A 24,461-nucleotide genomic window follows, 5' to 3' on the forward strand; every position below is an offset into this window, starting at 1 on the left:
CGCGTTCCCGCTTGCCTCGCCGGGCAGCGCACGCTTTAGTCGCAGCCGATGGCCAAGGAAATCGAGCGCAAGTTTCTGGTGAAGGACGATTCGTGGCGCGCCGCGGTCGAAAAGAAGATCACCATCGTGCAGTTCTACCTGGCGATCTCATCTGAACGGTCGATCCGCCTGCGCATCAGCGACGGCAAGAGCGCCAAGCTGACGCTGAAATTCGGCAGCGACCTCAGCGTGCGCGACGAGTTCGAATATGCCGTGCCGCTGGCGGAAGCGAACGAGATGCGAGCCTTCGCCGTCGGCTCGGTCATCGCCAAGACCCGCCACCATGTGCGCCATCGGGACTTTCTCTACGAGGTCGACGTCTTCAACGGCCATCTCCACGGCCTCGTCGTGGCCGAGCTGGAAACGCCGGAAAACGTCCCGGATGAACAACTGCCGGGCTGGATCGACGGCGAGGTCACCGGCGATATCCGCTATTCCAACGCCTCGCTGGCGCTGAACGGATTTCCTTCGCTCAGGCGCTGAGCCGCCGGCCGAGCGCCAGCCAGCAGGCCGCCGCCCAGGCGGCGCCCGCGCACCAGCCGGCCAGCACGTCCGACGGCCAGTGCACGCCGAGATAGACCCGGCTTATGCCGACCAGAAGGGTGGCCAGGACGGCCACCGCCCACAGGCAGATCCTCGATGCGCGGCCTGGCGCGAAGCGGCAGGCCAGCGCGGCGAGCGTGCCGTAGGTCAGCGCCGCCCCCATCGCATGGCCGCTGGGGAAGGACAGCGTCAGGACCTCGACCAGATGCGAGACGATTTCCGGGCGCGGCCGGTCTACCGCAAGCTTGAGCAGGCTCAGCAGAAGCTGGCCGCCGCCGAGCGTCAACAGCACGAACAGTGCCGCCCTCGGGCGGCGGGCGGCGAGCAGATAGGCAAAGAGCGCCATCATCATCAGGAACAGCACGGTGGTGCTGGCAAGGCTGCTGATGTCGAGCATGGCCAGTTGCAGCCAGTGAGGCCCGACCGGCATGTCGGGGTGGCCGGCCTTGCGCAGCGCAAGCAGGAGGCGCGTGTCGAACGCATAAGGCGGATTGGCCGCCGCCACCATCACCAGCGCCAGGAAGCCGCCGATACCGGCGACCATTATCGACACGGCCGCGATGACGGTCCGGTCCGGCCTGTGCGCTGGCACGCCCGCCTGCTGGTTCATCCGCTCCACCTGCATGCGGCCTGCTCAGTTGCGCAGGCGATAGCCGGTCTTGAAAATCCAGCTTACCACGGCCACGCAGATGAGCAGGAAGGTCAGGGTCATGCCGAGGCTGACGCCGATGGATACATCTGAAGCGCCGAAAAAGCTCCAGCGAAAACCGCTGACCAGATAGACGACCGGGTTGAACAGCGAGATGGTGCGCCACAGCGGCGGCAGCATGTCGATGGAATAAAAGGAACCGCCGAGGAAGGTGAGCGGCGTGACGATCAAAAGCGGCACCAGTTGCAGTTGCTCGAAATTGCCAGCCCAGATGCCGATGATGAAGCCGAACAGGCTGAAGGTCATCGCCGTCAGCACCAGGAAACCCAGCATCCAGAACGGGTGCTCGATATGCAACGGCACGAACAAGGCCGCGGTCGCCAGGATGATGAGGCCGAGCGCGATCGACTTGGTGGCGGCCGCGCCGACATAGGCGAGGATGATTTCCAGGTAAGAGACCGGAGCCGACAGCAATTCGTAGATCGAGCCGACGAATTTCGGGAAATAGATGGCGAAGGAGGCGTTGGAGATCGACTGCGTCAGCAGCGACAGCATGATCAGCCCCGGCACGATGAAGGCGCCGTAGCTGATGCCGTCGACTTCGGTGATGCGCGAGCCGATGGCCGAGCCGAAGACGACGAAATAGAGCGAGGTGGAGATGACCGGCGACACCACGCTTTGCAGCAGCGTGCGCAACGCCCGCGCCATTTCCTGCCGATAGATGGCCCATACCGCGCGAAGGTTCATGCCTTTTCCCTCACCAGGCCGACGAAAATCTCTTCCAGCGTGCTGGCATTGGTGGCGAGGTCGCGGAACTCGATGCCGGCCGCGCCGAGGTCGCGCAGCAGCGAGGCGACGCCTGGCCGCTCGCTCTGGTCGTCATAGGTATAGACCAGCCGCCCGCCGTCGGCCGCCAGTTCCAGCCCGTAGCCGGCGAGCGGGGCCGGCACGGCACCGAGCGGTTCGCGCAGTTCCAGTTCCAGCCGCTTGCGGCCGAGCTTGCGCATCAGTTCGTCCTTGTCCTCGACGAGGATGATCTCGCCGTGGTTGATGACGCCGACGCGGTCGGCCATGGCCTGCGCTTCCTCGATATAGTGCGTGGTGAGGATAATGGTGACGCCGTCCTCGCGCAGCCGCCGCACCATCGCCCACATGTCCTGCCGCAACTCGACGTCGACGCCGGCGGTCGGCTCGTCGAGGAACAGCACGCGCGGCTCGTGCGACAGGGCCTTGGCGATCATCAGCCGGCGCTTCATGCCGCCCGAAAGCGTGATCGCCTTGGCGTCGCGCTTTTCCCACAGCGACAGGTCGCGCAGCACCTTTTCGACGAAGGCCGGGTTGGCGGGCTTGCCGAACAGCCCGCGGCTGTAGTTCACGGTCGCCCGCACCGTCTCGAAGGCGTCGAGGGTTAGTTCCTGCGGCACCAGCCCGATCAGGCCGCGCGCGGCGCGATAGGCCGTGCCGATGTCATGGCCGTCCACCGTCACCGTGCCCGAGGAACGGTTGACGATGCCGCAGACGATGGAAATCAGCGTGGTCTTACCGGCGCCGTTCGGCCCCAGCAGCGCGAAAATCTCGCCGCGCCTGATGTCGAGGTCGATCTTCTTCAGGGCGGAAAAGCCGCTGGCGTAGGTCTTGGAAACACCGGAAATGGAGATAATGGGCTGCATGCAAGCGAACTGCCGCTGAAATACACGTTCGGGAAAAGTCCGCTGAATGTCGGTTCGATTTCCCGGAAGTCAATGCCGCTGCTGACATTTCCGGCCACGGCCCGCCGCGATCGACGGCCGTAAGCTCCTTGCGCTGGCGTTCCGATCAGTCGTAGGGCGGTCGGGAAGCCATGATGTCGGCGTAGAGGTCGAAGTCGACATTGCCGCCCGACAGCACCACGGCGACGGTCTTGCCCTTGATGTCGATCTCGCCCGAGGAGAGCGCCGCGAAGGCCGTCGCGCCGCCCGGTTCCACCACCAGCTTCAGATGAGCCATGGCGTCGCGCATGGCGGCGGCCACCGCCTTCTGCGAAACGGCAACGGCGCCCGACAGCGTGGTTCGGTTGATGGCAAAGGTGATCCGGCCCGGAATGGGCGTCAACAGCGCATCGCAGATCGAGCGATGGCCCGGCTCGTTGGCGACGCGGCTGCCAGCGGCCAGCGAGCGTCGGGTATCGTCGAAATGCTCGGGTTCCGCCGCCCAGACGGCGGTCTGCGGCGAACCGTCCTTCACCGCGAGCGAGATGCCGCCGATGAGACCGCCGCCGCCGCAGGGCGCGACCACGACGTCGAGGGCGGCTCCGAGCCTTTGCGCCTGCGCCACCAGTTCGAGACCGATGGTGCCCTGCCCGGCGATGATGGCGGGATCGTCGAAGGGCGGAACCAGCACCATGCCCTTTTCGATGAACGGCAGGGCAAGCGCCTCCCGGTCATCGCCGCGGTCGTGGAGCAGGACCTCGGCGCCCATGCGCCGCACATTGGCGATCTTCATGGCCGGCGCATCCGTCGGCATGAGGATGACGGCCCCGATGCCGAACATGGCCGCGGAAGCGGCGACGCCCTGGGCATGGTTGCCGGAGGAGAACGCGACCACGCCGCGGCTGCGCTCCTCGGGCGCCAGCGTGGAAATCTTGTTGTAGGCGCCGCGAAACTTGAACGAACCGGTGCGCTGCAACACCTCCGGCTTGAACAGCAGCCGCGCGCCGAAACGCTCGTTGAGGACAGGCGATTCGAGCAGCGGCGTCTCGATGGCAAGGCCGGCCAGGCGCGCGGCGGCGGCGCGGATATCGGCAATGCCGGGAAGAACGGAAACGGCGCTCATGCGAAGCTCCTGTCGCGAAACGATCGAACCTGCCTTGTGTACGGGAACGCGGACCGGGGCGGCAACGGAAAATGACGACCCCCCTCATCGGCTGAAGGCCCGGCTCTCACGGAATATGTCGGAACCCGCTCGAATCTGATTTGAACCGAGGGGGTCTCCTCCTCGTTATGGGGCATTCGGGAAAGGAGCCCGTCACCATGCACAAGTTCATCACCTCCGCAGCCTTGGCCCTGACAGTCGCCCTCACCGGAATGCCGCTGACCTTCGGCACGGCAACGGCCCAGGACGTCCAGCTCTATCTTGGCCAGGATGGCCCGCGCATGAGGATGCGCGACGACTGCGATCCGTATCGCGAAGATTGCCGCGGATATGGCGACCGCTATCGCGATGCCCAGCGCTTCTATCGGGGCTGCACGCCGGAGCGTGCGCTCTACAAGGCCGAGCGGATGGGCATCCGCCGCGCCCGCATCGTCGATGTCGGCCGCCGCACCATCGATGTCGTCGGCCGTTCGCGCTACGGGAACCGGGTGGTCGTGACCTTCGATCGCCGCGACCGCCGCTGCGGCGTCATCGGCTAGCACCTAGCCGAGCAAGGTGCGCTTGCGCTTGGCGCCGCCGATCTTGCGCCAGGTATTGAAGCGATGGGTGGCGGCGGCGAAGGAAATCTTCATCTGCCGCGCCACCGAGTAACGCGACTTGCCCTCGTCGAACAGGCGATAGCAGCACTCCGCCCCTTCCTCGGTCAATTTGCCGTCCAGCGACTTGTTGCGCGGATTGGCCGGGTCGAAGGGTGCGACCTCCCCTTCCACCATCGCCTTCAGGCGTCCGAGATCGGCCTCGATCCGGGCGATCAGTTCGAGAACCGGCCCAGCCTCAATCGTCTTGCCGTCCTGTTTCGCGGTCATGGCTCGCCTTTTCCTATCGGTACAGGTCACGCTATATAGGTCGGCTCGTGTCATGAAAAAGGCGACGAGAGCAGCTGTCGGATCAAAAATATTGAACCACTTGCCCGCACCTGTCTGCATGGTGCGACCGGACACCCCGATTGACCGGCGCCGGCTTACCCTTTAAATTAGAATCATTCTAAACTGGATCACCCGTCACCATGCTTTCGCGATTCCTCGGCTTTGGCCGTCGTCGTTTCGATACGCTGTCGGAACAGGAAATCCTGGCGCTGGCGATTTCGTCGGAGGAGGACGACGCGCGCATCTACCGCGCCTACGCGGACGGGCTGTCGGAAAGCTTTCCGCAGTCGGCCGCCATGTTCGAGGCGATGGCCAAGGAAGAGGACGGCCACCGCGCCGCGCTCATCGAATTGCACCGCAAGCGCTTCGGCGAGCGCATCCCGCTGATCCGCCGCGAGCATGTGAAGGGCTATTACGAACGCCGGCCCGACTGGCTGGTGCGGCCGCTCGGCATTGCGCATGTGCGCGCGCAGGCCGAAACGATGGAGCGGCAGGCACAACTGTTCTATGTCGAGGCGGCCAAGCGGGCGCGCGACGCCTCGACACGCAAGCTGCTCGGCGACCTGGCAGCCGCCGAGCAGGGCCACGAGGCGCTGGCCCACAGCCTCGAGCGCAGCCACGTGCCGGCCGAGGTGCGCGACGAGGAAGCCGCCACCGAGCGCCGACAGTTCATCCTCACCTATGTGCAGCCGGGCCTCGCCGGGCTGATGGACGGCTCGGTGTCGACCCTGGCGCCGATCTTCGCGGCCGCCTTCGCCACCCACGACACGTCCCAGACGCTGCTGGTGGGGCTTGCCGCCTCCATCGGCGCCGGCATCTCCATGGGCTTCACCGAAGTCGCTTCCGACGACGGCAAGCTGTCGGGGCGCGGTTCCCCGGTCAAGCGCGGCATCACCACCGGCCTGATGACGACGGTGGGCGGGCTGGGCCACGCCCTGCCCTATCTCATCCCGCATTTCTGGACGGCAACGACGGTGGCGGCCATCGTCGTGTTCGTCGAATTGTGGGCGATCGCCTTCGTGCAGAACCGCTATATGGAGACGCCGTTCTGGCGCGCCGCCTTCCAGGTGGTGCTGGGCGGGGCGCTGGTGTTTGCCGCCGGCGTGCTGATCGGGAACGCCTAGCGCATTTTGTAGTCAGACGGGACGCCTGACGCCGCACAAATGCGTCTAAAGGATCAGCCCCTGTTCAGGGGCTTGGCCTTGTCGAAGAAATCGGCCCAGGGATCGGCCTGTTCGAGCCGGCGCAGCGTCGTCTTGTCGCCGATCGGAAAGGCATTGGGAGCGACGCCGTCCTCGACCTCCTGCCAGGTCACCGGCATGGAAACGGTCGCACCCTTCTTGGCGCGTGACGAATAGGGCGCGACGGTGGTCGAACCCTTGCCGTTACGCAGATAGTCGATGAAGATCTTGCCGGCGCGCGCCTTTTTCGACAGGGTCGCGGTGTAGCGGTCGGGCGCGGCCTGTTCCATGGCGCGGGCGAAGTCGTGGGCAAAGCCCTTCACCTGCGCCCAGTCCGCCGCCGGCTTCAGCGGCACCACGACGTGATAGCCCTTGCCGCCGGAAGTCTTGACGAAGGTCGGCAGCGACAACTCCTCCAGTTTGGAGCGGATTTCCAGCGCCGCCTCGCGCACCTTCCCGACATCGATGCCCTCGTCGGGATCGAGGTCGAAGACGATCTGGTCGGGCTTCTCCAGTTTCTCGACGGTCGAGCCCCAGAGGTGGATCTCGACCACGCCCATCTGCGCCAGCGCGGCGACACCGTCGAAATCCCTGACGAACAGAAGTTCCTCGCCGTCTTCCGGGTCCCTGGTGCGATAGATCTTCTCGTGCATGCCGGCAGAGGCATGTTTCTGGAAGAAGCGCTGGCCGCCGACGCCGTCCGGCGCGCGTACCAGCGCCAGCGGTCGATTGACGACGAACCTTTCCATGCGCGGCCACACGAGCGCATAGTGATCCAGCAGGTCCTGCTTGGAGATTTTTTCCTCCGGCCACAGCAGCTTGTCCGGATTCGACAGCGCGACCTCGGTTTTCTTCCCGGGTGACTTCGGCTTTTCCTGCACGACTTCCTCCGCCGGCTTGTCCTCGCGCAGCCCCTGATAGGAGGCATGGCGGATGATACGATCGCCCGTCCAACTGCGAAACTCCACCTCGGCCACCAGTTCGGGCCGCACCCATGTCAGGCCCTTGCCGCCCGGAACCTTCTGCGCGAACGGGGACTTCGCCGCCTTCAGCGCATCGAGCCGCTTCTTCAGGTCGTCGGCCGCCTTGCCCGAAAAGCCGGTGCCGACGCGGCCGGCATAGGCGAGCCTGTCGCCGTCGTGGTAGCCGACCAGCAGCGAGCGCAGGCCACGGCCGGTCTTTTCCGACGGCAGGTAGCCGCCGATGACGAATTCCTGGCGCTGCGTGCATTTGGATTTCACCCAGTCATGCCCGCGCCCGCCGCGATAGCGGGAATCGGCGCGCTTGGAGACCACGCCCTCCAGCCCCATGCGGCAGGCATGTTCGAGCATGACCTTTCCGGGCTCGACAAAATGCTCGCTGAAACGCAGCGCCCCGTCCTGCAGCTGGTCGCCCAAGAGTTCGCGCAGCCTTTGCTTGCGCTCGACCAGCGGCTCGTCCCGCAGGTCTTCGCCGTCCAGCCGCATCAGGTCGAAAACGTAATAGATCATGGCCTCGGCGCGGCCTTCCGAAAGGGCCGCCTGGAGCCGCGCGAAGGACGATACGCCGTCATCGGCCAGGACGACGACTTCGCCGTCGAGGATGGCATCGCTGCATTTCAGCCGGCCAAGGGCAGCGGTGACGGCGCTGCCGAACCGCTCGGTCCAGTCGAGACCGGAGCGTGTCAACAGCCGGACCTCGGTCCCGGCGATCGCCGCCTGCATGCGGTAGCCGTCGAACTTCACCTCGTGCAGCCATTCCTTGCCGCCGGGCGCGTTGTTCTCCAGCGTCGCCAGCTCGGGCTCGATGAATTCGAGCTTGCGCGCGCCGGCCGACCTTGCCTTGCGGGTGGCCGGCTTGTTCGAATGCCAGACCTTCGGCTTTTTCCCGGCAGCCGTCTTGCCCTCGCCGACCTCCTCGACGGTCAGGCCCGACTTCACCGATTCAGGCCGCTCCTGAAGGATGTCCTCGCCGGGACGGGCGGCCCCGTCGTCGGCCTTGATCAGCAGCCAGTTGTCCTTCTTCTCGCCCCGGCGCGGCTTCAGCCGCACCAGATGCCATTTGCCGGAAAGTTTTTCGCCATGCAGTTCAAAATCGATATGGCCCTTCTTCATGCCCGCGGCCGGGTCGTGCTCGGGCGTCCAGGTGCCCTCGTCCCAGACGATGACCGAGCCGCCGCCATACTCGCCCTTGGGGATGGTGCCCTCGAAGGGCGCATAGTCGATCGGGTGATCCTCGACATGCACGGCTAGCCGCTTCTCGTGCGGGTCCAGGCTGGGGCCGCGCGTGACCGCCCAGCTCCACAGTACGCCGCCATGCTCCAGCCGAAGGTCGTAGTGCAGCCTCGTCGCCGCGTGCTTGTGAATGACGAAAATGCCGCCGGCAGCCGCCCGCGCCTCGCGCGCCGGCACCTTGCCGGCCGGCTCCGCCGTTTTCGAGAAATCGCGCTTGGCGCGATATTGTTCGAGGGCCGGGCCAGCCATGGGTCAGGCCGACTTGCGCTTCGGCGCCGATTTCGACCCCGAGGCTTTCTTTTTCGCTGGCTTTGCGTCGGCCTCGCCCTCGCCGGCGCCGTCGGTCGCCAGGCTCTTCTTCAGGGCATCGAACAGGTTGACGACATTGGAGGGCTTGGCCGCGGCCTTGGGCTTGGGCGCCTTCCGGCCGGCCTTCTTGGCGCGGATCAGTTCGAGCAACGCCTCCTCGTACGTGTCATCGAACTTCGACGGATCGAACTTCGCCGCCTTCTTGTCGATGATGTGCTCGGCCAGTTCGATCATTTCCTTGTCGGTCTTCACCGCCTTGATCCCATCGAACACGGTATCGGGCTGGCGCACCGTGTTGTCGTAGCGCAGCGTCGTCAGCACCATGCCCTTGCCGAGCGGCTCGATCACCACCGGGCGTTCGCGGCGGTAAAGCACGACGCGGGCGAGCCCCGCCTTCTTCTTCGCCGCCATGGCATCGCGGATGACCGCGAAGGCGTCCTCGGACACCTTGTCGGCGGGGGTCAGGTAATAGGGCGTGTCGAGATAGACCTGCCGGATCGAGGCCTTGTCGACGAAGCCGTCGAGACTCATCATGTCGGAGGATTCGACGCGCACCGCCGCGATCTCGTCCTCCTCGATATGGACGTAGTCGCCGCTGTCGACCTCATAGCCCTTGATCTCGTCTTCGTCCTTGACCGGGTCGCCGGTTTCGGCGTCGACATAGATGCGCTTGACTGTGTTTCCGGTCTTGCGGTTCAGCACGCGGAAAGAGACTTTTTCGGCGTGCGTGACCACGTTGGTGAGCTCGACCGCGCAGGTGACGAGCGACAGTTTGAGATAACCCTTCCAGGCCGGACGCGGCGCCATGACGGCCCCTTTCCCAAAGAACCCGCTAAGGAGCCACAACGGGCGAACGGCTTTCGCGTTCCATCCGGCGCGTTCCATCCGGCGCGGGCCGGCGGCAGGACGATGCCTGTGGCCAAATTGGCACGGCGGCGAAGATCACGACAAAAGGCGTCAAAAGACCGTGAATCAGCCGCATTCCCGCCACGAACCGAGCCGGTTCGGACCGAAAGTTAACATCCGGTTCACCGAGTATTCACGCTTGCGGGCTAGGATGTTCGCAATTCGGAAGGGACATCCGAAGTTGGGACAGGGACTTGAGTACCATGCGTTTTTGGAACCACATCACCGGCTATGCCGCCGCCGTTCGTGAATTCGTCGCACCGACCTATCGGCCCGAGCGCTACTACATGCGCGGCCCCGGCCCGGCCTGCGCGCGCCGCAGCCATTCGCTCGGCTTCGGCACGCGCTGAGCGGGGCGATCACCACATCTCGTGGCGCACATTCAGCCGCTTGATCAGCGGCTGATCGCGCAGGACCGCACAGACGCGCTCGATGTTCTTCCAGGCTTCGCGGGCGCGCCCCACCTCCGGGTGCCAGGAAAACAGCATCAGCAGATAGAGGTCGGCGACCGACTGCCGTTCTCCCGCCAGCCAGCGGCGACTTCCAAGCGCCGCATCCATCACCGCCAGACCACGATCCATCTCGGCGATGGCCGCCTGCTTGACGGCGTCGGCGCCGCCGGCATCGGTGGTGTAGCGGTGGGCGTAGTAGAAGCGCAGGTCGGCCGGGTAGACGACCGAGGCCATCAACGCCATCCAGCGCAGGAAATCCGCACGGCCTGCGCCGTCGGCCGGAGCCAGCGCGGCCTGCGGAAAGCGTTCCGCCAACAGGATGCATATCGCGGCCGATTCCGTCATCGTATGCCCGTCCGGCAAGGTGAGAGCAGGCACCTGGTTCAGCGGGCTGATCTCGAGGAAGTCGGGGTCGGGTTGCGGCGTCTTGGCGACGTCGATGCATTCGAACGGCGCGCCGGCCATCTCCAGCGCGGCTTCCACCACGAAGCTACCGGAACCGGGGCGCGAATAAACCTTGTACATGAAAATCTCCCGCTACCCGGATGCTCCGGGCGCGGCGATTTGGCATGACAAACGGCGTACGCTCAAGCCGGCCGGATAGGACCAGCCGGCTTTTCCTGCGATCCACCGGCGGGCTTTCCTCAGCCGCCGAGCCCGTCGAACAGCACCGTCGACAGGTAGCGCTCGGCGAAGGAGGGAATGACCACGACCATGGTCTTGCCGGCATTTTCCGGTCGCGCGCCGACAATGGCCGCCGCCTGCAGGGCGGCGCCGGAGGAAATGCCGACCGGAACGCCTTCGAGCCGGGCAACGAGGCGCGCATTGGCGATCGCGTCCTCGTTGGAAACGGTGACGATCTCGTCATAGACGGTGGTATCGAGGATCTTGGGCGCGAAACCGGCGCCCAGCCCCTGGATCTTGTGCGGGCCGGGCTGGCCGCCTGAAAGCACCGCCGAGGCTTCCGGCTCGACCGCGACGACCTGCACCGAAGGCTTGCGTTCCTTCAACACCTGGCCGACGCCGGTGATGGTGCCGCCCGTGCCGATGCCGGCCACGAGAATATCGACGCCGCCGTCGGTGTCGTTCCAGATTTCCTCGGCGGTGGTGACGCGGTGGATTTCCGGGTTGGCGGGGTTTTCGAACTGCTGCGGGATGACCGCGCCTGGGATCGTGGCGGCCAGTTCGGTCGCCCTGGCGATGGCGCCCTTCATGCCCTTGGCGCCTTCTGTCAGCACCAGTTCGGCGCCGAGCAGCATCAGCATCTTGCGGCGCTCGATGGACATGGTTTCCGGCATCGTCAGGATCAGCCGGTAGCCCTTGGCGGCGGCGGCGAAGGCCAGCGCAATGCCGGTGTTGCCCGACGTCGGCTCGACCAGCGTCGACTTGCCGGGGGCGATCCTGCCCTCGATCTCCAGCGCCTCGATCATGGCGACGCCGATGCGGTCCTTGACCGACGCGATCGGGTTGAAGAATTCGAGCTTCGCCAGAAGATCGGCGACGACGCCCTTCCGGGCGGCGAATTTCCCCAGCCGCACCAGCGGCGTGTCCCCGATCGTCTCGGTGATGGAACCGTATACCCGCCCACGGCCGGGTTTGCGGTCAGGGGCGGCAGGATTCGTCATCGATTGTCTCCGGGAACGGGAATGGAACTGCCGGCATGATAGGGGCCGGCAGCGCAAAATCCGAGTAGGATTTTTCCTTTAAACAGGAAGTTCAAGGGATCGTGTTCTACATAGCCGACAACATCGGAATTTCATTCCATCCGGCGACCCCGGCGCTACTGCGCCCCCTGCTTGTAGGTCACCTGCCAGAGCGTGCCGTTGCTGTCCTCGCTGACGATCAGGGAGCCGTCTTTCGCCACCGCTACGCCGACCGGCCGGCCCCATACTCTCGCATCCGAGACGACGAAGCCGGTCATGAAATCCTCGTACTCGCCGGTCGGCTTGCCGTCCTTGAAGCGCAGCCGCACGACCTTGTAGCCGGTGCGCTTGCCGCGGTTCCAGGAACCGTGCAGGGCAACGAACGCATCGCCCTTGTAGTCGGCCGGAAAATTGCCGCCGGTGTAGAAGGCTATGTTGAGCGGGGCCGAATGCGCCTGCATCAGCACGTCCGGCATGGTTAACTTGCCGGCGAGGTCGGGCCGCTCGCCGACATGGCGCGGATCCTCATGGTCACCAAGATAATACCAGGGCCAGCCGTAGAACGCGCCTTCCTTCACCGTCGTGGCGTACTCGAACGGAACGTTGTCGCCGAGCCCGTCGCGCTCGTTGACGACGCACCACAACTCGCCGGTGGCGGGTTGCACGGTCATGCCCGAGCAGTTGCGCAGGCCGGTGGCGAAGACGCGGCCGTTGCGGCCGTCGGGGTCGTAGGCACGCACTTCTGCCCGGCCCTGTTCCGAACCCCAGGCGGCTCCGGGCGCGGCCGAAGCCAGCCACTTGTCGAGCCCGCCCTGCGGCCTGTCGGCCATGCCTTCCGCCACGTTGGAGCCGGAGCCGACCGACAGGTAGAGCGTCCTGCCGTCCGGCGAGAAGAGGATGTCACGCGTCCAGTGGTGGTTGGAGGGAATGTCGGGAATGATCATTTCCGGTTCGCCGGAGGCTTTCATCTCGCCATCGCGGTAGGGAAAGCGCACGACGCTGTCGGAATTGGCCACATAGACCCATTGCGGCTTGTCGGCCGGATAGAAGGCGATGCCATAGGGCTGGTTCAGCCCATCGGCGAAAACGCTCCTTTGAGCCTTCCCGCCATCCTCTCCCAGTCGGTAGACGAGAACCCGGTCCCGCCGGCTGTCGGACACGAACAGGTCGCCATTGGGCGCAACACGCACGACGCGCGGTCCGGCAATGCCGGACGCGATCAATTTTGCTGAGAAGCCCGGCGGCAGCAACGGCACCGCCTCCTTCGGCCTCGCCGCCGCGTCGGCGGCATTGACCGAGGACTGCGCCGGATCGGGCTTCGGCAGGTCCTGCGGCCGGATCAGCCGGCGGACGCCGGGCTTGTCCTGACGCCAGCCGCCAAAAGCCTGTTTTCCGGTCAGCAGGCCGTCTTGTGCAGCAGCGAGCGCCGGGGCGACCAGGACGGCGCAAGCCAGAACCGCCATCAGCAATGGGATACGCATGGTTCCTCCTGCACTTATCGACACTGACCGCAACGAAGATCGCGCCATGCCGTTCCCGCCGGCCGTGCGAAAAGCTCAGCGCAGCATGCGCGAAATGAGCTGGGCGGTGTAGTCGACCATCGGCACGATACGGGCGTAGTTCAGCCGGGTCGGCCCGATGACGCCGAGCGCGCCGACGACGCGGGCGTCCTTGTCACGGTAAGGCGCTACCACCAGCGAGGAGCCGGAGAGCGAAAACAGCTTGTTTTCCGAGCCGATGAAGATGCGCACGCCCGAGCCCTGTTCGGCAAGGTCGAGCAACTGGATCAGGCCTTCCTGCGTCTCCATGTCCTCGAACAGGCGGCGCAGCAGTTCGATGTCGGCCTGCGCGGTGATGTTTTCGAGCAGATTGGCGCGTCCGCGGACGATCAGCCGCGCCGGCAGCCCGCCCTCGGAGCCGGCCCACACCGCCAGCCCCTTCTCCACCAGATCCTGCGACAGCGTATCGAGCGCCACCCGCGTCTCTTCCTTGATGCGCGCGATCTCGGCCCTCGCCTCGCCCAGCGTGCGGCCGCGGATATGGGCGTTGAGGAAGTTCGACGCCTCATGCAACTGCGAGACGGTGACGCCTGCCGGCAGGTCCACGACGCGGTTCTCGACGTCGCCGTTCTGCGACACCAGGACGGTCAGCGCCTTGGTCGGCTCCAACTGGATGAACTCGATGTGCTTCAGCGCCGCCTCGCTCTTGGCGGCCAGCACCAGCCCTGCCCCGCGCGACATGCCCGACAGCATCTGGCTGGCCTCGGTCAGCATATGGTCGAGCGAGGCGCCCGTGCCGGAAGCCTTCACCTGCGCCTCGATCGAGCGGCGCTCGTCGTCGGACAGGTCGCCCAGTTCCATGAAGGCGTCGACGAAGAAACGCAGGCCGGTCTGCGTCGGCAGGCGGCCGGCCGACACGTGCGGCGCATAGATCAGGCCGAGATGCTCAAGATCGCTCATCACGTTGCGGATCGTGGCCGGCGACAGCGTCGAGGGCAGGATGCGCGACAGCGAGCGCGAGCCGACCGGCTCGCCGTCCCTGAGATAGGTTTCGACGATCTGGCGGAAAACCTCGCGCGAGCGTGCGTCGAGCGATTGCAGCGCGGCGGCATGGGGCGGATGGGGTATCTGTGTCGTCATCGTGTTGCCTCTGTCCTCAGGATATAGACAGCCCCTGCGGTGACGCAAGCGACGGCAATTTCCTTTGCGCCCTGCCTGCCATGCGGGTACAAGCCGGCCAGTATTTTCAACCTTCCCAAGAAAGATGCCTGAATGCGCCCTTCCAAACGCCAGTTCGATGAAATGCGAGCCATCTCCTTCGAACGCGGCATCTCCAAGCATGCGGAGGGCTCCTGCCTGGTGAAGTTCGGCGACACGCATGTGCTGTGCACGGCAAGCCTCGAGGAAAAAGTGCCAGGCTGGATGCGCAATTCCGGCAAGGGCTGGGTGACGGCCGAATACGGCATGCTGCCGCGCTCGACCGGCGACCGCATGCGCCGCGAGGCCTCCGCCGGCAAGCAGGGCGGCCGCACGCTGGAAATCCAGCGCCTGATCGGCCGTTCGCTGCGCGCCGTGGTCGATCTGCAGGCGCTGGGCGAACAGCAGATCACCGTCGATTGCGACGTCATCCAGGCCGATGGCGGCACCCGCACCGCCTCCATCACCGGCGGCTGGGTGGCGCTCTACGATTGCCTGCGCTGGATGGAAGCGCGCCAGATGGTGAAGCTGGACAAGGTGCTGAAGGACCACGTCGCGGCCATCTCCTGCGGCATCCATAACGGCGAGCCGGTGATCGATCTCGACTATCTGGAAGATTCCTCGGCCGGCACCGACGCCAATTTCGTCATGACCGGCAAGGGCGGCATCGTCGAAATCCAGGGCACCGCCGAGGGCGAGCCGTTCTCCGAGGAACAGTTTTCCGCGCTGATGGGTTTGGCCCGCAGGGGGATTTCGCGGCTGGTGGACCTGCAGAAGATGGCGGTGGGGTGAAAGGAGCCCGGATGCAGCCTTCCGCCATTCTGGAATCCGCGCTCTACGTCACCGATCTGGGTGCCGCCGAGACCTTCTATGCCGAGGTCCTGGGGCTGCAGAAGATCGCAGCGGTGAAGGACCGGCACGTTTTCTTCAAATGCGGATCGGGCGTGCTCCTGCTGTTCAACGCCGAGGCAACGCGCCAGCCGCCCGCGCCCGATGCCAGGCTGCCGGTGCCGCCGCACGGCACGAGCGGGCAAGGCCATCTCTGCTTTGCCGCCACCGCGGCCGAAATCGACGCCTGGAAGGCGCTGCTGGAAGCCAGGAACATCGCCGTCGAGGCCGATTTCCGGTGGTCGAGCGGTGGCCGCTCCATCTATTTCCGTGACCCTTCCGGCAATTCGCTGGAATTTGCCGAACCGAAAATCTGGAACCTGTGATGCAGTCTCTCGAAGCAAGAAAGATCGTCGTCGCCAGCCATAACGAAGGCAAGCTGCGCGAATTCGCCGACCTGATGGGGCCGTTCGGCTTCGAGGCGAAATCGGCGAAGGAATACGGCCTGCCGGAGCCGGACGAAACCGGCACCACCTTCGAGGAAAACGCCTACATCAAGGCCTTCGCCGCCGCCAAGGCGACCGGCCTGCCGGCGCTGTCGGACGATTCCGGCCTGTGCATCGACGCGCTCGACGGCGCTCCCGGCGTCTACACCGCCAACTGGGCCGATACGCCCGACGGCAAGCGCGACTTCGCGATGGCCATGCAGCGCGCCGAAGTGGCGATGCAGGAAGTGGGCGCGACCGAGCCGGACAAGCGCAGCGGCCGCTTCGTCGCCGTCATCTGCCTCGCCTTCCCCGATGGCGATGCGGAATATTATCGCGGCGAGGTGGAGGGAACGCTGGTCTGGCCGCCGCGCGGCGAACTCGGCTTCGGCTACGATCCGGTGTTTTTGCCCCACGGCTACGCCAAGACGTTCGGCGAAATGACGGCCGCGGAAAAACACGGCTGGAAACCCGGCCAGAAAGACGCCCTCTCGCACCGCGCCCGCGCCTTCCAGAAATTCGCCGCAGCCCGGCTGGGGTCGAGCTGAAGATGTTCTGCCGTAGCGCCCTGTCCGGTTTCCACCGCCTTCGATGCCAGGCACCACGGCAATGAGCACGATGCAACTCGACCGCTCGCCGGGGTTCGGCGTTTATGTCCACTGGCCGTTCTGCGCGGCCAAGTGCCCCTATTGCGACTTCAACAGCCATGTGCGCCACCAGCCGGTGGACCAGGAGCGGTTTGCCCGCGCTTTCGCCACCGAACTCGCCACCATGCGCGAGCGTACGGGGCCGCGCGAGGTGACCTCGATCTTCCTCGGCGGCGGCACCCCTTCGCTGATGAAGCCGGAGACGGTCGGCGCGGTGCTGGACGCGGTGGCGAAGAACTGGACGGTGCCGGCCGGCATCGAGGTCACGCTGGAGGCCAACCCGTCCTCGGTCGAGGCCGAGCGTTTTCGCGGCTACCGCGCCGCCGGCGTCAACCGCGTGTCGCTCGGCGTACAGGCGTTGAACGACACGGACCTGCGCTTCCTCGGCCGACTGCACAATGTTTCCGAAGCGCTGGTCGCCATCGATCTCGCCCGGCAGATTTTTCCGCGCCTGTCTTTCGACCTTATCTATGCGCGCCCCGGGCAGACGCCGGAAGCTTGGGAAAATGAGCTGGAGCAGGCGATCGGCTATGCCGTCGACCATCTGTCGCTCTACCAGCTCACCATCGAGCAGGGCACGCCGTTCTACGCGCTGCACAAGGCGAAGAAGTTCATCCTGCCGGACGACGACCACGCGGCCGAACTCTATGAAATCACGCAGGAAGTCACCGCCGCCCGCGGCCTGCCGGCCTATGAGATTTCCAACCACGCCAGGCCCGGCGCGGAAAGCCGGCACAATTTGACCTACTGGCGCTATGGCGAATATGTCGGCGTCGGTCCCGGCGCACACGGGCGCTTCGTGGAAAACGGGCACCGGGTGGTGACGATCGCCGAAAAGGCGCCGGAAAGCTGGGCCGACCTGGTCGAGGCGCAGGGCCATGGCGTCGTCGACGGCGAGTTGCTGACCCGCTCGGAGGAGGCCGACGAGTTCCTGCTGATGGGGCTGCGGCTGGCCGAGGGCATCGACCTTGCCCGCTACGAACACTATTCCGGGCGCTCGCTGTCGGCGACACGCCTCGCCACGCTGCAGCAGGAGGGGCTGGTCGCCTCGATCGGCAATTCGCGCTTGCGCGCAACGCCGGCCGGCATGATCGTGCTCGACGCGGTGGTGGCCGACCTCGCCCGGTAGGCCGACGGAGGGGTGCGCCATGAGCGGCGAGACGGAAAAGCACAGCTACATGATCGGGCAGGCCGAGATGGCCGCGCGGCCGCTGGAGAACGCGCTCTACCTGGTGGCGACGCCGATCGGCAATCTCGGTGACATCACGCTGCGCGCATTGGAGACGCTGGCGGCAGCCGACATCCTCGCCTGCGAGGACACGCGCGTCAGCCGCGTGCTCTTGTCGCGCTACGGCATCCGCCGCCGCACCACCGCCTATCACGAGCATAACGCCACTGAGGCCGGGCCGAAGCTGATCGCGGCGCTGGAACAAGGCCGGAGCGTGGCGCTGATTTCCGACGCCGGCACGCCGCTCGTATCCGACCCCGGCTACCGGCTGGTGGGCGAGGCGCTGGAAAGAAATATACGGGTGGTGCCGATCCCCGGCCCCTCCGCCGCGCTCGCCGCGCTGACGGCCTCCGGCCTGCCCTCCGACGCCTTCCTGTTCGCCGGCTTCCTGCCGGTGAAGACGGGGCAGCGGGCGACGCGGCTCCAGGAGCTGAAGGCGGTGCCGGCAACGCTGATCTTCTTCGAATCGCCGCGCCGGCTCGCCGACACGCTGGCGGCGATGGTTGAAGTCTTGGGCGGCACGCGCCAGGCGGCGATCGGCCGCGAACTCACCAAAGCCTTCGAGGAGACACGGCGCGGCACGCTAGCGGAACTGGCCGATCACTATCAGGCCGCCGATACGCCGAAGGGCGAGATCGTCGTCTGCGTCGCCCCGCCGGAGCATGCTGTCGAAACGCCAGCCGACGTCGACCGGCTGCTCTTGTCGCTCGCGGCCGAAATGCCGGCCTCCAAGGCGGCGGCCGAAGCGGCAAAAATGACCGGCGGCGAGCGGCAGGCGCTCTACCGGCGGCTGATGGACCTGAAAGAAGGCTGAGGCGGTGAGCAACCGCGCCACCACCAGACGGCGCCAATCCTACCGGCGCGGCCATCGCGGCGAGACGCTGGCGGCGATGGCGTTGCGGCTGAAGGGGTTCCGCATCCTCGAATGCCGCTACCGCACGCGGCTCGGCGAAATCGACCTGATCGCGCGGCGCGGCGACCTCGTGCTGATCGTCGAGGTCAAGGCGCGGCCGACGCTTGCCGAGGCGATGGAGGCGATCCGCCGGGAGTCGGAACGACGGATCGAGGGCGCCGCCGACCTGTGGCTGGCGCGCCAGCCGGATTACGGGCGGCTGGCGGTGCGCTTCGACATGGTGGCGGTGCTGCCCTGGCGCTGGCCGGTGCATGTCGAGAACATTTTTCAGGGCAGGAACTAGGGCTCGCTGCGCGTCGGGCTTGAAAGCGTCGCCGCCGCCGGCTATCGGCGGCTTTTTGGAGACTGACGATGACCCTTCCCGACAGAATGAGCGTCGACGAGCGCAGCCCCTTCTACGATGCCGAGGCGTTGGAGCGCGGCGTCGGTATCCTGTTCAACGGCAAGGAGCGGCACGACGTCAACGAATATTGCGTCAGCGAAGGCTGGATCCGGGTCGCCACGCCGAAATCCAAGGATCGCTTCGGCCAGCCGCTGACCATCAAGCTGAAGGGCGTGGTGGAGCCCTTCGTCAAGGAATAGCGCCAGCCGCCGGCCGGCGAGGGAAAAGCCAGCCGTCAGCCGGTGATGGAAAAGCCCGTCGGCACGGCGGTGCCGTCTGCGGCCTGCGCCCTGACATCGGCTACCACGGCGCCGGCCGGCCCTTGCCAGAAGCGTTCCAGCATCATCGAAACCGCTCCGTCCGGCCCCGAGATGAGCGCGGTGACCGAGCCGTCCGGCTCATTGCGCACCCAGCCGCCGAGGCCCAGCCGAACGGCTTCTTCGCGCGTCCAGAAGCGAAAACTCACGCCTTGCACGCGCCCGGTGATCTGCACCTTGTAGATTCGGTTGCTCATCGCCTTGTTACCCGCATTGGCAGCCCGCCCTGGGGCTGCGTGGTGAGCTTCTGCACCGGCCACGGCCTGGTGTCCGCGGTGGTCTCGAAGCGGAAGCGCGACATCAGAACGGCGAGCGCGATCATCGCCTCCTGCATGGCGAAGGCCGCGCCGATGCAGACGCGCGGGCCCGCCCCGAACGGCAGGTACTGGAAGCGGTCGATCTTCTCGCGATTTCCGGGGTGGAAGCGTTCAGGCAGGAAGGCGTCCGGCTTGTCCCACAGCTTGCGGTGGCGGTGAATGACCCATGGCATCACCAGCACGGCGGCCTTCGGCGGAATGTAGAGGTCCTTGTAATGCTCCGGCTCGATCGGCTCGCGGTTGATCGAAGGAGCCGGCGGATAGAGCCTCAGCGCCTCGTCGAAGGCGGCGCGGGTCAGCGGCATCGCCTCCAGCCATTTCGCCGGGTCCGGCTCGCCGGCAAGCACGGCATCGATCTCGCGCTCGATCGGCTCACGCTCCCACGGCGCCTCGGCCAGGCAGTAAAGCGTCCAGCCCAGCGCCCGCGCCGTCGTCTCGTGGCCGGCGCCGATGAAAGTGATGATGTTGTCTTCGACCTCGGCGCGGGTCAGCCCGTCCGGCCCTTCGGCCTTGAGCAGCAGCGTCAGGAAGTCCTGCGGCGCGCCGTCCGGGTCGCGCTTCAGCCGGTCCTCGCGCAGCGCCATCGTGTCGCTGACGATGCCGCGGAAATAGGCCATGGTCTTGCGGCCGCGAATGCGGGTGAGACGCGGCAGCCAGTCCGGCGCGCGCAACAGGTCGAGCGGGTCGACGCGGCCCATGGTTTCCAGAAGCCGGTCGATATCCTGAGAGAACGTCTCCTTGCTGCCGGCGATCTCGCCCGAAAACAGCGTCTCGGCAAGGATTTCATAGGTCAGCATGGTCATGTCGGCGGCGAGGTCGGTGACGGCGCCGTCCTCGTAGCGCTCGACGAATTCCAGCGCGCGCTTCAGCATCGGCTGGGCGAAGCCGAAGATGTGGCGCGGCGTGAACACCGGCGCCATCGCCTTGCGCGAGCGCCGCCATACCTCGCCTTCCGCCGTCAGCAGGCCATCACGCAGGATCGGGCGCAGGATTTTCTGGCGCACCGTCGCCATCCTGTAGTTTTTGGCGTTGTCGACCAGCACGTGGCGCACCAGCCCCGGGTCGTTGGCGATGACCAGCGGCCCGCCGACGCCGTTCACCGAAATCCACGGCTCGTTGTAGGAAGGCTCGCCCCATAGTTCGAGCGGATTGCGGTAGACGATGCGCATCATCTCCAGCGCGGATGGCGGCCGGGTGCGGGGCCGCGGCGCGGGCGGAACGAAGGGAGCGGGTCGGGCGTCCATGGCGTTCTCCGTTACGTAATCAATGTAGGGAGCGATCTCCGCCTCGTCCATGCGCCGGAACGCAGGGAAATGACGTTGGTTACCCGAAGGTGCCTGCTTGCCGGGCCGGGCCATCCGCCTTAAGTGACGGTCACCTTCGGATACTGAAAACCTGCCAGGAGACCTCCTTGAAACATCGTCTGAGCATCATCATCGGTTCCACCCGCCCCGGCCGCGCCGGCCCGGTCTATGCCGAGTGGCTCGAGGCGTTCGCGCGCCAGCATGGCGGTTTCGACCCGGTCATCACCGATATCGCCGCCTTCGACCTGCCGGTACTGGACGAGCCGCACCATCCGCGCCTCGGCAAATACGAGCAGGAGCACACCAAGGCCTGGTCGAAGGCGATCGACGCCGCCGACGCCTTCGTCTTCGTGACGCCGGAATACAACTATTTCGCCGCGCCCGCGATCGTGAACGCCGTCGATTACCTGTCGCGCGAATGGAACTACAAGCCCGCCGCCTTCTTCAGCTATGGCGGCGTCTCGGGCGGCATGCGCGCGGTGCAGGCGCTCAAGCCGCTCCTGACCACGGTCAAGGTGATGCCGATCCCGGAGGCGGTGGCGCTGCCGATGCACCTCAATTCGCGCGACGAAAAGGGTGCGTTCCAACCCAACGAGCACGTGCTCTCCGGCACCGGGACGATGCTGGACGAACTGATGCGCTGGAGCGTGGCGCTGAAGCCGTTGCGCGCGGGCTGACGCCGAGCTTCCGCGACCTCGGCCGCGGCAGGGCAAAAGGCCCTCAAATGCCTGCAAAACCTTGGAAAAACCGTCGCAAACGCCTATATTAGGGCAAGCATCGGGCCGCGATTCGCGGCCCGTTTTCCACGCCGTTGCCACGGCACCAAGCGATCGGATTTTCATGAGCGACCAGAGCGACACCGCCAACGGCGTGCCAGACGAATACGGCGCCGATTCCATCAAGGTTTTGAAGGGGTTGGATGCCGTTCGCAAGCGCCCGGGCATGTATATCGGCGACACCGACGACGGCTCGGGCCTGCACCACATGGTCTACGAGGTGGTCGACAACGCCATCGACGAGGCGCTGGCCGGCCATGCCGACCTGGTGTCGGTGACGCTGAACCCCGACGGCTCGGTGACCGTGGCGGACAACGGCCGCGGCATTCCCACCGCTATCCACAGCGGCGAAGGCATTTCGGCCGCCGAAGTGATCATGACCCAGCTTCACGCCGGCGGGAAGTTCGACCAGAACTCCTACAAGGTTTCCGGCGGCCTGCACGGCGTCGGCGTCTCGGTGGTGAACGCGCTTTCCCTGTGGCTCAGGCTGAAGATCCGCCGCCACGGGCAGATCCACGAAATGGGCTTCACGCACGGCGTCGCCGATGCGCCGCTGAAGGTTACCGGCACCTACGAGGAAACCGGAGAACCCGGCAGCTATGAGGGCCGCAGCGGCACGGAAGTGACCTTCCTGCCCTCCACCGAAACCTTCACCATGGTCGAGTTCGACCTGCCGACGCTGGAACACCGGCTGCGCGAGCTCGCCTTCCTGAACTCCGGCGTGCGCATCGTGCTTTCGGATGCCCGCCATGCCGACATCGTCCGCCACGAATTGCACTATGACGGCGGCCTGGAGGAATTCGTCAAATATCTCGACCGCGCCAAGAAGCCGCTGATCGAGAAGCCCGTCGCCATCCGCGCGGAGCGCGACGGCATCACCGTGGAAGTGGCGATGTGGTGGAACGACAGCTATCACGAGAACGTGCTGGCCTTCACCAACAACATCCCGCAGCGCGACGGCGGCACGCATCTCGCCGGCTTCCGCGGCGCGCTGACGCGCCAGATCACCGGCTACGGCGAAAGCTCGGGCCTGACCAAGAAGGAAAAGGTCAGCCTCACCGGCGACGATTGCCGCGAAGGGCTGACGGCCGTGCTTTCGGTGAAGGTTCCCGACCCGAAATTTTCCTCGCAGACCAAGGACAAGCTGGTGTCCTCCGAGGTGCGGCCGGTCGTTGAAAGCCTCGTCAACGAGGCGCTCGGAACCTGGCTCGAAGAACACCCGAACCAGGGCAAGGTCGTGGTCGAGAAGGTGATCCAGGCCGCCGCCGCGCGCGAGGCCGCGCGCAAGGCGCGCGACATCACCCGCAAGTCCACCCTCGGCGTCACCTCGCTGCCGGGCAAGCTGGCCGACTGCCAGGAGAAGGACCCGGCCAAGTCGGAACTATTCATCGTCGAGGGCGATTCGGCAGGCGGCTCGGCCAAGGGCGGCCGCTCGCGCCAGAACCAGGCGATCCTGCCGCTGCGCGGCAAGATCCTCAACGTCGAGCGCGCGCGCTTCGACCGCATGCTGTCGTCCGACATGATCGGCACGCTGATCACCGCGCTCGGCACCTCGATCGGCAAGGATGAGGTCAGCGGCTTCAACATCGAGAAGCTGCGCTACCACAAGATCATCCTGATGACCGACGCCGACGTCGATGGCGCGCATATCCGCACGCTGCTTTTGACGTTCTTCTTCCGGCAGATGCCGGAACTGATCGAGCGCGGCCATCTCTACATAGCCCAGCCGCCGCTCTACAAGGTGACGCGCGGCAAGAGCTCGCAATACATCAAGGACGAGAGCGCCTTCGAGGAATTCCTGATCGGCTCGGGGCTGGACGAGGCTTCACTGACGCTCGGTTCCGGCGAGGTGCGGACGGGGCAGGATTTGCGGGCCGCGATCGACGATGCGCTGACCGTGCGCCACCTGATCAACGGGTTGCACACGCGCTACAACCGCGCCGTGGTCGAGCAGGCGGCGATCGCCGGCGGCCTGACCCCCGACGCCTTCGTCGATCTCGGCCACGCCAACGCCATGGCGGAGCGGATCGCCCAGCGCCTCGACATCATCGCCGAGGAAACCGAGCGCGGCTGGAGCGGCCGCATGTCGACCTCCAACGAGGGGCCGGGCGGCTATGTGTTCGAGCGCACCGTGCGCGGCGTCAAGGAATACGCCCATCTCGACATGGCGCTGATCAACTCCGCCGACGCTCGCCAGCTCGACCGCTTCGCGGCACGGCTCGGCGAAGTCTACGGCCATCCGCCGGTGCTGCGCCGCAAGGAGGTCTCCGAGACGATCTCGGGGCCGCTCGCCCTGCTCGACCAGGTGTTCGCCACCGGCCGCAAGGGCCTGACCATGCAGCGCTACAAGGGCCTCGGCGAAATGAACGCCGAGCAGCTTTGGGAAACCACGCTCGACCCCAACGCGCGCTCGCTGCTGCAGGTCAAGGTCAACGACGCCGCCGGCGCCGATTCGCTGTTCACGCGGCTGATGGGCGACGAGGTCGAGCCGCGGCGCGAGTTCATCCAGGACAACGCGCTGTCGGTCGCCAATCTCGACATCTGACGGCCTTCAGGTCGAAACAACAAGGGGAACGGAACGCCTGTCGCGGCATTGTGAACGTATCGCAATCCGCACAGGAGTTACCCCATGGGACGTGGCATTCTTCTCTGGCTGCTCGGGATCCCGATCCCGATCATCATCCTCATCCTGCTGTTCTGGCGGTAGATATTTGCGCCTTCGGCGGTGCTAGCCCCGCCCCTAACCCCTCCCCGCAAGGGGAGGGGAACGGCCGGCTCCCGCTCTTTCCAGGATTGCCCACATAGTCATGACGCTACCGCAGCCCCTCGCAGAGCGACGGGTAACGGGAAGCACGCG

Annotated in this window: 26 protein-coding genes; 13 read left to right on the forward strand and 13 right to left on the reverse strand. The window is 65.9% G+C overall.

Annotated features, from left to right (window positions below):
• Positions 1-48 precede the first annotated feature (48 nt).
• Positions 49-522, forward strand: a complete 474-nt coding sequence (locus tag ACFOHJ_RS21145; RefSeq protein ID WP_378224424.1) for a CYTH domain-containing protein — start codon at positions 49-51, stop codon at positions 520-522.
• On the opposite strand, the gene ACFOHJ_RS21150 is transcribed toward ACFOHJ_RS21145, so the two are convergent.
• From ACFOHJ_RS21150 to ACFOHJ_RS21165, 4 genes are all read right to left on the reverse strand, one after another.
• Positions 512-1,192, reverse strand: a complete 681-nt coding sequence (locus ACFOHJ_RS21150) for a phosphatase PAP2 family protein (protein WP_378224427.1) — start codon at positions 1,190-1,192, stop codon at positions 512-514. The genes ACFOHJ_RS21145 and ACFOHJ_RS21150 overlap by 11 nt on opposite strands.
• 24 nt (positions 1,193-1,216) lie before the next feature.
• Positions 1,217-1,978 (reverse strand): ABC transporter permease, encoded by a 762-nt coding sequence (locus ACFOHJ_RS21155; protein WP_378224429.1) that lies wholly within the window; start codon positions 1,976-1,978, stop codon positions 1,217-1,219.
• A complete protein-coding gene (locus tag ACFOHJ_RS21160) occupies positions 1,975-2,901 on the reverse strand; it encodes an ABC transporter ATP-binding protein (protein ID WP_378224432.1) in 927 nt (308 codons plus the stop codon). The genes ACFOHJ_RS21155 and ACFOHJ_RS21160 overlap by 4 nt, the downstream gene beginning before the upstream one ends.
• A 145-nt stretch (positions 2,902-3,046) precedes the next feature.
• Positions 3,047-4,042 carry a threonine/serine dehydratase gene (locus ACFOHJ_RS21165; RefSeq protein ID WP_378224435.1) on the reverse strand — a complete coding sequence of 332 codons (996 nt, stop codon included), beginning with the start codon at positions 4,040-4,042 and terminating at the stop codon, positions 3,047-3,049.
• A gap of 197 nt (positions 4,043-4,239) precedes the next feature.
• On the opposite strand from ACFOHJ_RS21165, the gene ACFOHJ_RS21170 reads away from it, so the two are divergent.
• Positions 4,240-4,620 (forward strand): hypothetical protein, encoded by a 381-nt coding sequence (locus ACFOHJ_RS21170; RefSeq protein WP_378224437.1) that lies wholly within the window; start codon positions 4,240-4,242, stop codon positions 4,618-4,620.
• 3 nt (positions 4,621-4,623) lie between these two features.
• Here ACFOHJ_RS21170 and ACFOHJ_RS21175 read toward each other — a convergent pair whose 3' ends face one another.
• Complete coding sequence (locus ACFOHJ_RS21175; RefSeq protein WP_378224439.1) at positions 4,624-4,947, reverse strand: hypothetical protein; 324 nt, start codon at positions 4,945-4,947, stop codon at positions 4,624-4,626.
• A gap of 200 nt (positions 4,948-5,147) precedes the next feature.
• Between ACFOHJ_RS21175 and mbfA the strand changes: the two genes are divergently transcribed.
• Positions 5,148-6,131 carry an iron exporter MbfA gene (gene mbfA, locus ACFOHJ_RS21180; protein ID WP_378224442.1) on the forward strand — a complete coding sequence of 328 codons (984 nt, stop codon included), beginning with the start codon at positions 5,148-5,150 and terminating at the stop codon, positions 6,129-6,131.
• Positions 6,132-6,184: 53 nt separating this feature from the next.
• Here the strand turns inward: mbfA and ligD are convergent, their stop codons facing one another.
• Positions 6,185-8,650: a DNA ligase D gene (ligD, locus tag ACFOHJ_RS21185; RefSeq protein WP_378224444.1), complete on the reverse strand. Its 2,466-nt coding sequence runs from the start codon at positions 8,648-8,650 to the stop codon at positions 6,185-6,187.
• Between the two features lie 3 nt (positions 8,651-8,653).
• Positions 8,654-9,517: a non-homologous end joining protein Ku gene (gene ku, locus ACFOHJ_RS21190; protein WP_378224447.1), complete on the reverse strand. Its 864-nt coding sequence runs from the start codon at positions 9,515-9,517 to the stop codon at positions 8,654-8,656.
• Positions 9,518-9,819: 302 nt separating this feature from the next.
• Between ku and ACFOHJ_RS21195 the strand changes: the two genes are divergently transcribed.
• Positions 9,820-9,966 carry a hypothetical protein gene (locus tag ACFOHJ_RS21195; RefSeq protein WP_378224449.1) on the forward strand — a complete coding sequence of 49 codons (147 nt, stop codon included), beginning with the start codon at positions 9,820-9,822 and terminating at the stop codon, positions 9,964-9,966.
• Positions 9,967-9,975: 9 nt separating this feature from the next.
• Here ACFOHJ_RS21195 and ACFOHJ_RS21200 read toward each other — a convergent pair whose 3' ends face one another.
• From ACFOHJ_RS21200 to hrcA, 4 genes are all read right to left on the reverse strand, one after another.
• Positions 9,976-10,593, reverse strand: a complete 618-nt coding sequence (locus tag ACFOHJ_RS21200; RefSeq protein WP_378224452.1) for a glutathione S-transferase family protein — start codon at positions 10,591-10,593, stop codon at positions 9,976-9,978.
• A 119-nt stretch (positions 10,594-10,712) separates the two neighbouring features.
• Positions 10,713-11,693, reverse strand: a complete 981-nt coding sequence (cysK, locus tag ACFOHJ_RS21205) for a cysteine synthase A (RefSeq protein WP_378224454.1) — start codon at positions 11,691-11,693, stop codon at positions 10,713-10,715.
• Positions 11,694-11,848: 155 nt separating this feature from the next.
• Entirely contained in the window at positions 11,849-13,192 is a 1,344-nt protein-coding gene (locus ACFOHJ_RS21210) for a PQQ-dependent sugar dehydrogenase (RefSeq protein ID WP_378224457.1), read from the reverse strand.
• Between the two features lie 75 nt (positions 13,193-13,267).
• Positions 13,268-14,350: a heat-inducible transcriptional repressor HrcA gene (hrcA, locus tag ACFOHJ_RS21215; protein ID WP_378224460.1), complete on the reverse strand. Its 1,083-nt coding sequence runs from the start codon at positions 14,348-14,350 to the stop codon at positions 13,268-13,270.
• 132 nt (positions 14,351-14,482) lie between these two features.
• Between hrcA and rph the strand changes: the two genes are divergently transcribed.
• The 7 genes from rph to ACFOHJ_RS21250 all read left to right on the forward strand — a co-directional run bounded on the left by rph (position 14,483) and on the right by ACFOHJ_RS21250 (position 19,090).
• A complete protein-coding gene (gene rph / locus ACFOHJ_RS21220) occupies positions 14,483-15,199 on the forward strand; it encodes a ribonuclease PH (RefSeq protein WP_378224463.1) in 717 nt (238 codons plus the stop codon).
• Between the two features lie 11 nt (positions 15,200-15,210).
• Positions 15,211-15,621 (forward strand): VOC family protein, encoded by a 411-nt coding sequence (locus ACFOHJ_RS21225; RefSeq protein ID WP_378224466.1) that lies wholly within the window; start codon positions 15,211-15,213, stop codon positions 15,619-15,621.
• On the forward strand, positions 15,621-16,268 hold the full coding sequence (gene rdgB / locus ACFOHJ_RS21230; protein ID WP_378224469.1) for an RdgB/HAM1 family non-canonical purine NTP pyrophosphatase: 648 nt from the start codon (positions 15,621-15,623) through the stop codon (positions 16,266-16,268). The genes ACFOHJ_RS21225 and rdgB overlap by 1 nt, the downstream gene beginning before the upstream one ends.
• 70 nt (positions 16,269-16,338) lie before the next feature.
• On the forward strand, positions 16,339-17,496 hold the full coding sequence (hemW, locus tag ACFOHJ_RS21235) for a radical SAM family heme chaperone HemW (RefSeq protein WP_378224723.1): 1,158 nt from the start codon (positions 16,339-16,341) through the stop codon (positions 17,494-17,496).
• Positions 17,497-17,515: 19 nt separating this feature from the next.
• Positions 17,516-18,409, forward strand: coding sequence for a 16S rRNA (cytidine(1402)-2'-O)-methyltransferase (gene rsmI / locus ACFOHJ_RS21240; protein ID WP_378224472.1), 894 nt, complete (start codon positions 17,516-17,518; stop codon positions 18,407-18,409).
• A gap of 4 nt (positions 18,410-18,413) precedes the next feature.
• Complete coding sequence (locus tag ACFOHJ_RS21245) at positions 18,414-18,791, forward strand: YraN family protein (protein ID WP_378224475.1); 378 nt, start codon at positions 18,414-18,416, stop codon at positions 18,789-18,791.
• 68 nt (positions 18,792-18,859) lie between these two features.
• Positions 18,860-19,090: a DUF3297 family protein gene (locus ACFOHJ_RS21250; protein ID WP_378224478.1), complete on the forward strand. Its 231-nt coding sequence runs from the start codon at positions 18,860-18,862 to the stop codon at positions 19,088-19,090.
• A gap of 35 nt (positions 19,091-19,125) precedes the next feature.
• Here ACFOHJ_RS21250 and ACFOHJ_RS21255 read toward each other — a convergent pair whose 3' ends face one another.
• Both ACFOHJ_RS21255 and ACFOHJ_RS21260 read right to left on the reverse strand, forming a co-directional pair.
• Positions 19,126-19,404, reverse strand: a complete 279-nt coding sequence (locus ACFOHJ_RS21255) for an acylphosphatase (protein ID WP_378224481.1) — start codon at positions 19,402-19,404, stop codon at positions 19,126-19,128.
• Positions 19,401-20,768, reverse strand: a complete 1,368-nt coding sequence (locus ACFOHJ_RS21260) for a cytochrome P450 (protein WP_378224484.1) — start codon at positions 20,766-20,768, stop codon at positions 19,401-19,403. Before ACFOHJ_RS21260 ends, ACFOHJ_RS21255 begins: the two co-directional genes overlap by 4 nt.
• Positions 20,769-20,935: 167 nt before the next feature.
• Between ACFOHJ_RS21260 and ACFOHJ_RS21265 the strand changes: the two genes are divergently transcribed.
• Both ACFOHJ_RS21265 and gyrB read left to right on the forward strand, forming a co-directional pair.
• The gene (locus ACFOHJ_RS21265) at positions 20,936-21,505 is read left to right on the forward strand and encodes an NADPH-dependent FMN reductase (RefSeq protein ID WP_378224487.1); all 570 of its coding nucleotides are present in this window, start codon (positions 20,936-20,938) and stop codon (positions 21,503-21,505) included.
• Positions 21,506-21,668: 163 nt separating this feature from the next.
• Positions 21,669-24,149, forward strand: a complete 2,481-nt coding sequence (gene gyrB, locus ACFOHJ_RS21270) for a DNA topoisomerase (ATP-hydrolyzing) subunit B (RefSeq protein ID WP_378224490.1) — start codon at positions 21,669-21,671, stop codon at positions 24,147-24,149.
• Positions 24,150-24,461 lie beyond the last annotated feature (312 nt).

This window comes from Aquamicrobium soli (assembly GCF_042646345.1).
Taxonomy (GTDB): Bacteria; Pseudomonadota; Alphaproteobacteria; order Rhizobiales; family Rhizobiaceae; genus Mesorhizobium; species Mesorhizobium soli_A.

Excerpts from the sequence above, each read along its gene's own strand:
- ACFOHJ_RS21145 (WP_378224424.1), top strand. The coding sequence starts at position 49 with ATGGCCAAGGAAATCGAGCGCAAGTTTCTGGTGAAGGACGATTCGTGG.
- ACFOHJ_RS21150 (WP_378224427.1), bottom strand. The coding sequence starts at position 1,192 with ATGAACCAGCAGGCGGGCGTGCCAGCGCACAGGCCGGACCGGACCGTC.
- ACFOHJ_RS21155 (WP_378224429.1), bottom strand. The coding sequence starts at position 1,978 with ATGAACCTTCGCGCGGTATGGGCCATCTATCGGCAGGAAATGGCGCGG.
- ACFOHJ_RS21160 (WP_378224432.1), bottom strand. The coding sequence starts at position 2,901 with ATGCAGCCCATTATCTCCATTTCCGGTGTTTCCAAGACCTACGCCAGC.
- ACFOHJ_RS21165 (WP_378224435.1), bottom strand. The coding sequence starts at position 4,042 with ATGAGCGCCGTTTCCGTTCTTCCCGGCATTGCCGATATCCGCGCCGCC.
- ACFOHJ_RS21170 (WP_378224437.1), top strand. The coding sequence starts at position 4,240 with ATGCACAAGTTCATCACCTCCGCAGCCTTGGCCCTGACAGTCGCCCTC.
- ACFOHJ_RS21175 (WP_378224439.1), bottom strand. The coding sequence starts at position 4,947 with ATGACCGCGAAACAGGACGGCAAGACGATTGAGGCTGGGCCGGTTCTC.
- mbfA (WP_378224442.1), top strand. The coding sequence starts at position 5,148 with ATGCTTTCGCGATTCCTCGGCTTTGGCCGTCGTCGTTTCGATACGCTG.
- ligD (WP_378224444.1), bottom strand. The coding sequence starts at position 8,650 with ATGGCTGGCCCGGCCCTCGAACAATATCGCGCCAAGCGCGATTTCTCG.
- ku (WP_378224447.1), bottom strand. The coding sequence starts at position 9,517 with ATGGCGCCGCGTCCGGCCTGGAAGGGTTATCTCAAACTGTCGCTCGTC.
- ACFOHJ_RS21195 (WP_378224449.1), top strand. The coding sequence starts at position 9,820 with ATGCGTTTTTGGAACCACATCACCGGCTATGCCGCCGCCGTTCGTGAA.
- ACFOHJ_RS21200 (WP_378224452.1), bottom strand. The coding sequence starts at position 10,593 with ATGTACAAGGTTTATTCGCGCCCCGGTTCCGGTAGCTTCGTGGTGGAA.
- cysK (WP_378224454.1), bottom strand. The coding sequence starts at position 11,693 with ATGACGAATCCTGCCGCCCCTGACCGCAAACCCGGCCGTGGGCGGGTA.
- ACFOHJ_RS21210 (WP_378224457.1), bottom strand. The coding sequence starts at position 13,192 with ATGCGTATCCCATTGCTGATGGCGGTTCTGGCTTGCGCCGTCCTGGTC.
- hrcA (WP_378224460.1), bottom strand. The coding sequence starts at position 14,350 with ATGACGACACAGATACCCCATCCGCCCCATGCCGCCGCGCTGCAATCG.
- rph (WP_378224463.1), top strand. The coding sequence starts at position 14,483 with ATGCGCCCTTCCAAACGCCAGTTCGATGAAATGCGAGCCATCTCCTTC.
- ACFOHJ_RS21225 (WP_378224466.1), top strand. The coding sequence starts at position 15,211 with ATGCAGCCTTCCGCCATTCTGGAATCCGCGCTCTACGTCACCGATCTG.
- rdgB (WP_378224469.1), top strand. The coding sequence starts at position 15,621 with ATGCAGTCTCTCGAAGCAAGAAAGATCGTCGTCGCCAGCCATAACGAA.
- hemW (WP_378224723.1), top strand. The coding sequence starts at position 16,339 with ATGCAACTCGACCGCTCGCCGGGGTTCGGCGTTTATGTCCACTGGCCG.
- rsmI (WP_378224472.1), top strand. The coding sequence starts at position 17,516 with ATGAGCGGCGAGACGGAAAAGCACAGCTACATGATCGGGCAGGCCGAG.
- ACFOHJ_RS21250 (WP_378224478.1), top strand. The coding sequence starts at position 18,860 with ATGACCCTTCCCGACAGAATGAGCGTCGACGAGCGCAGCCCCTTCTAC.
- ACFOHJ_RS21255 (WP_378224481.1), bottom strand. The coding sequence starts at position 19,404 with ATGAGCAACCGAATCTACAAGGTGCAGATCACCGGGCGCGTGCAAGGC.
- ACFOHJ_RS21260 (WP_378224484.1), bottom strand. The coding sequence starts at position 20,768 with ATGGACGCCCGACCCGCTCCCTTCGTTCCGCCCGCGCCGCGGCCCCGC.
- gyrB (WP_378224490.1), top strand. The coding sequence starts at position 21,669 with ATGAGCGACCAGAGCGACACCGCCAACGGCGTGCCAGACGAATACGGC.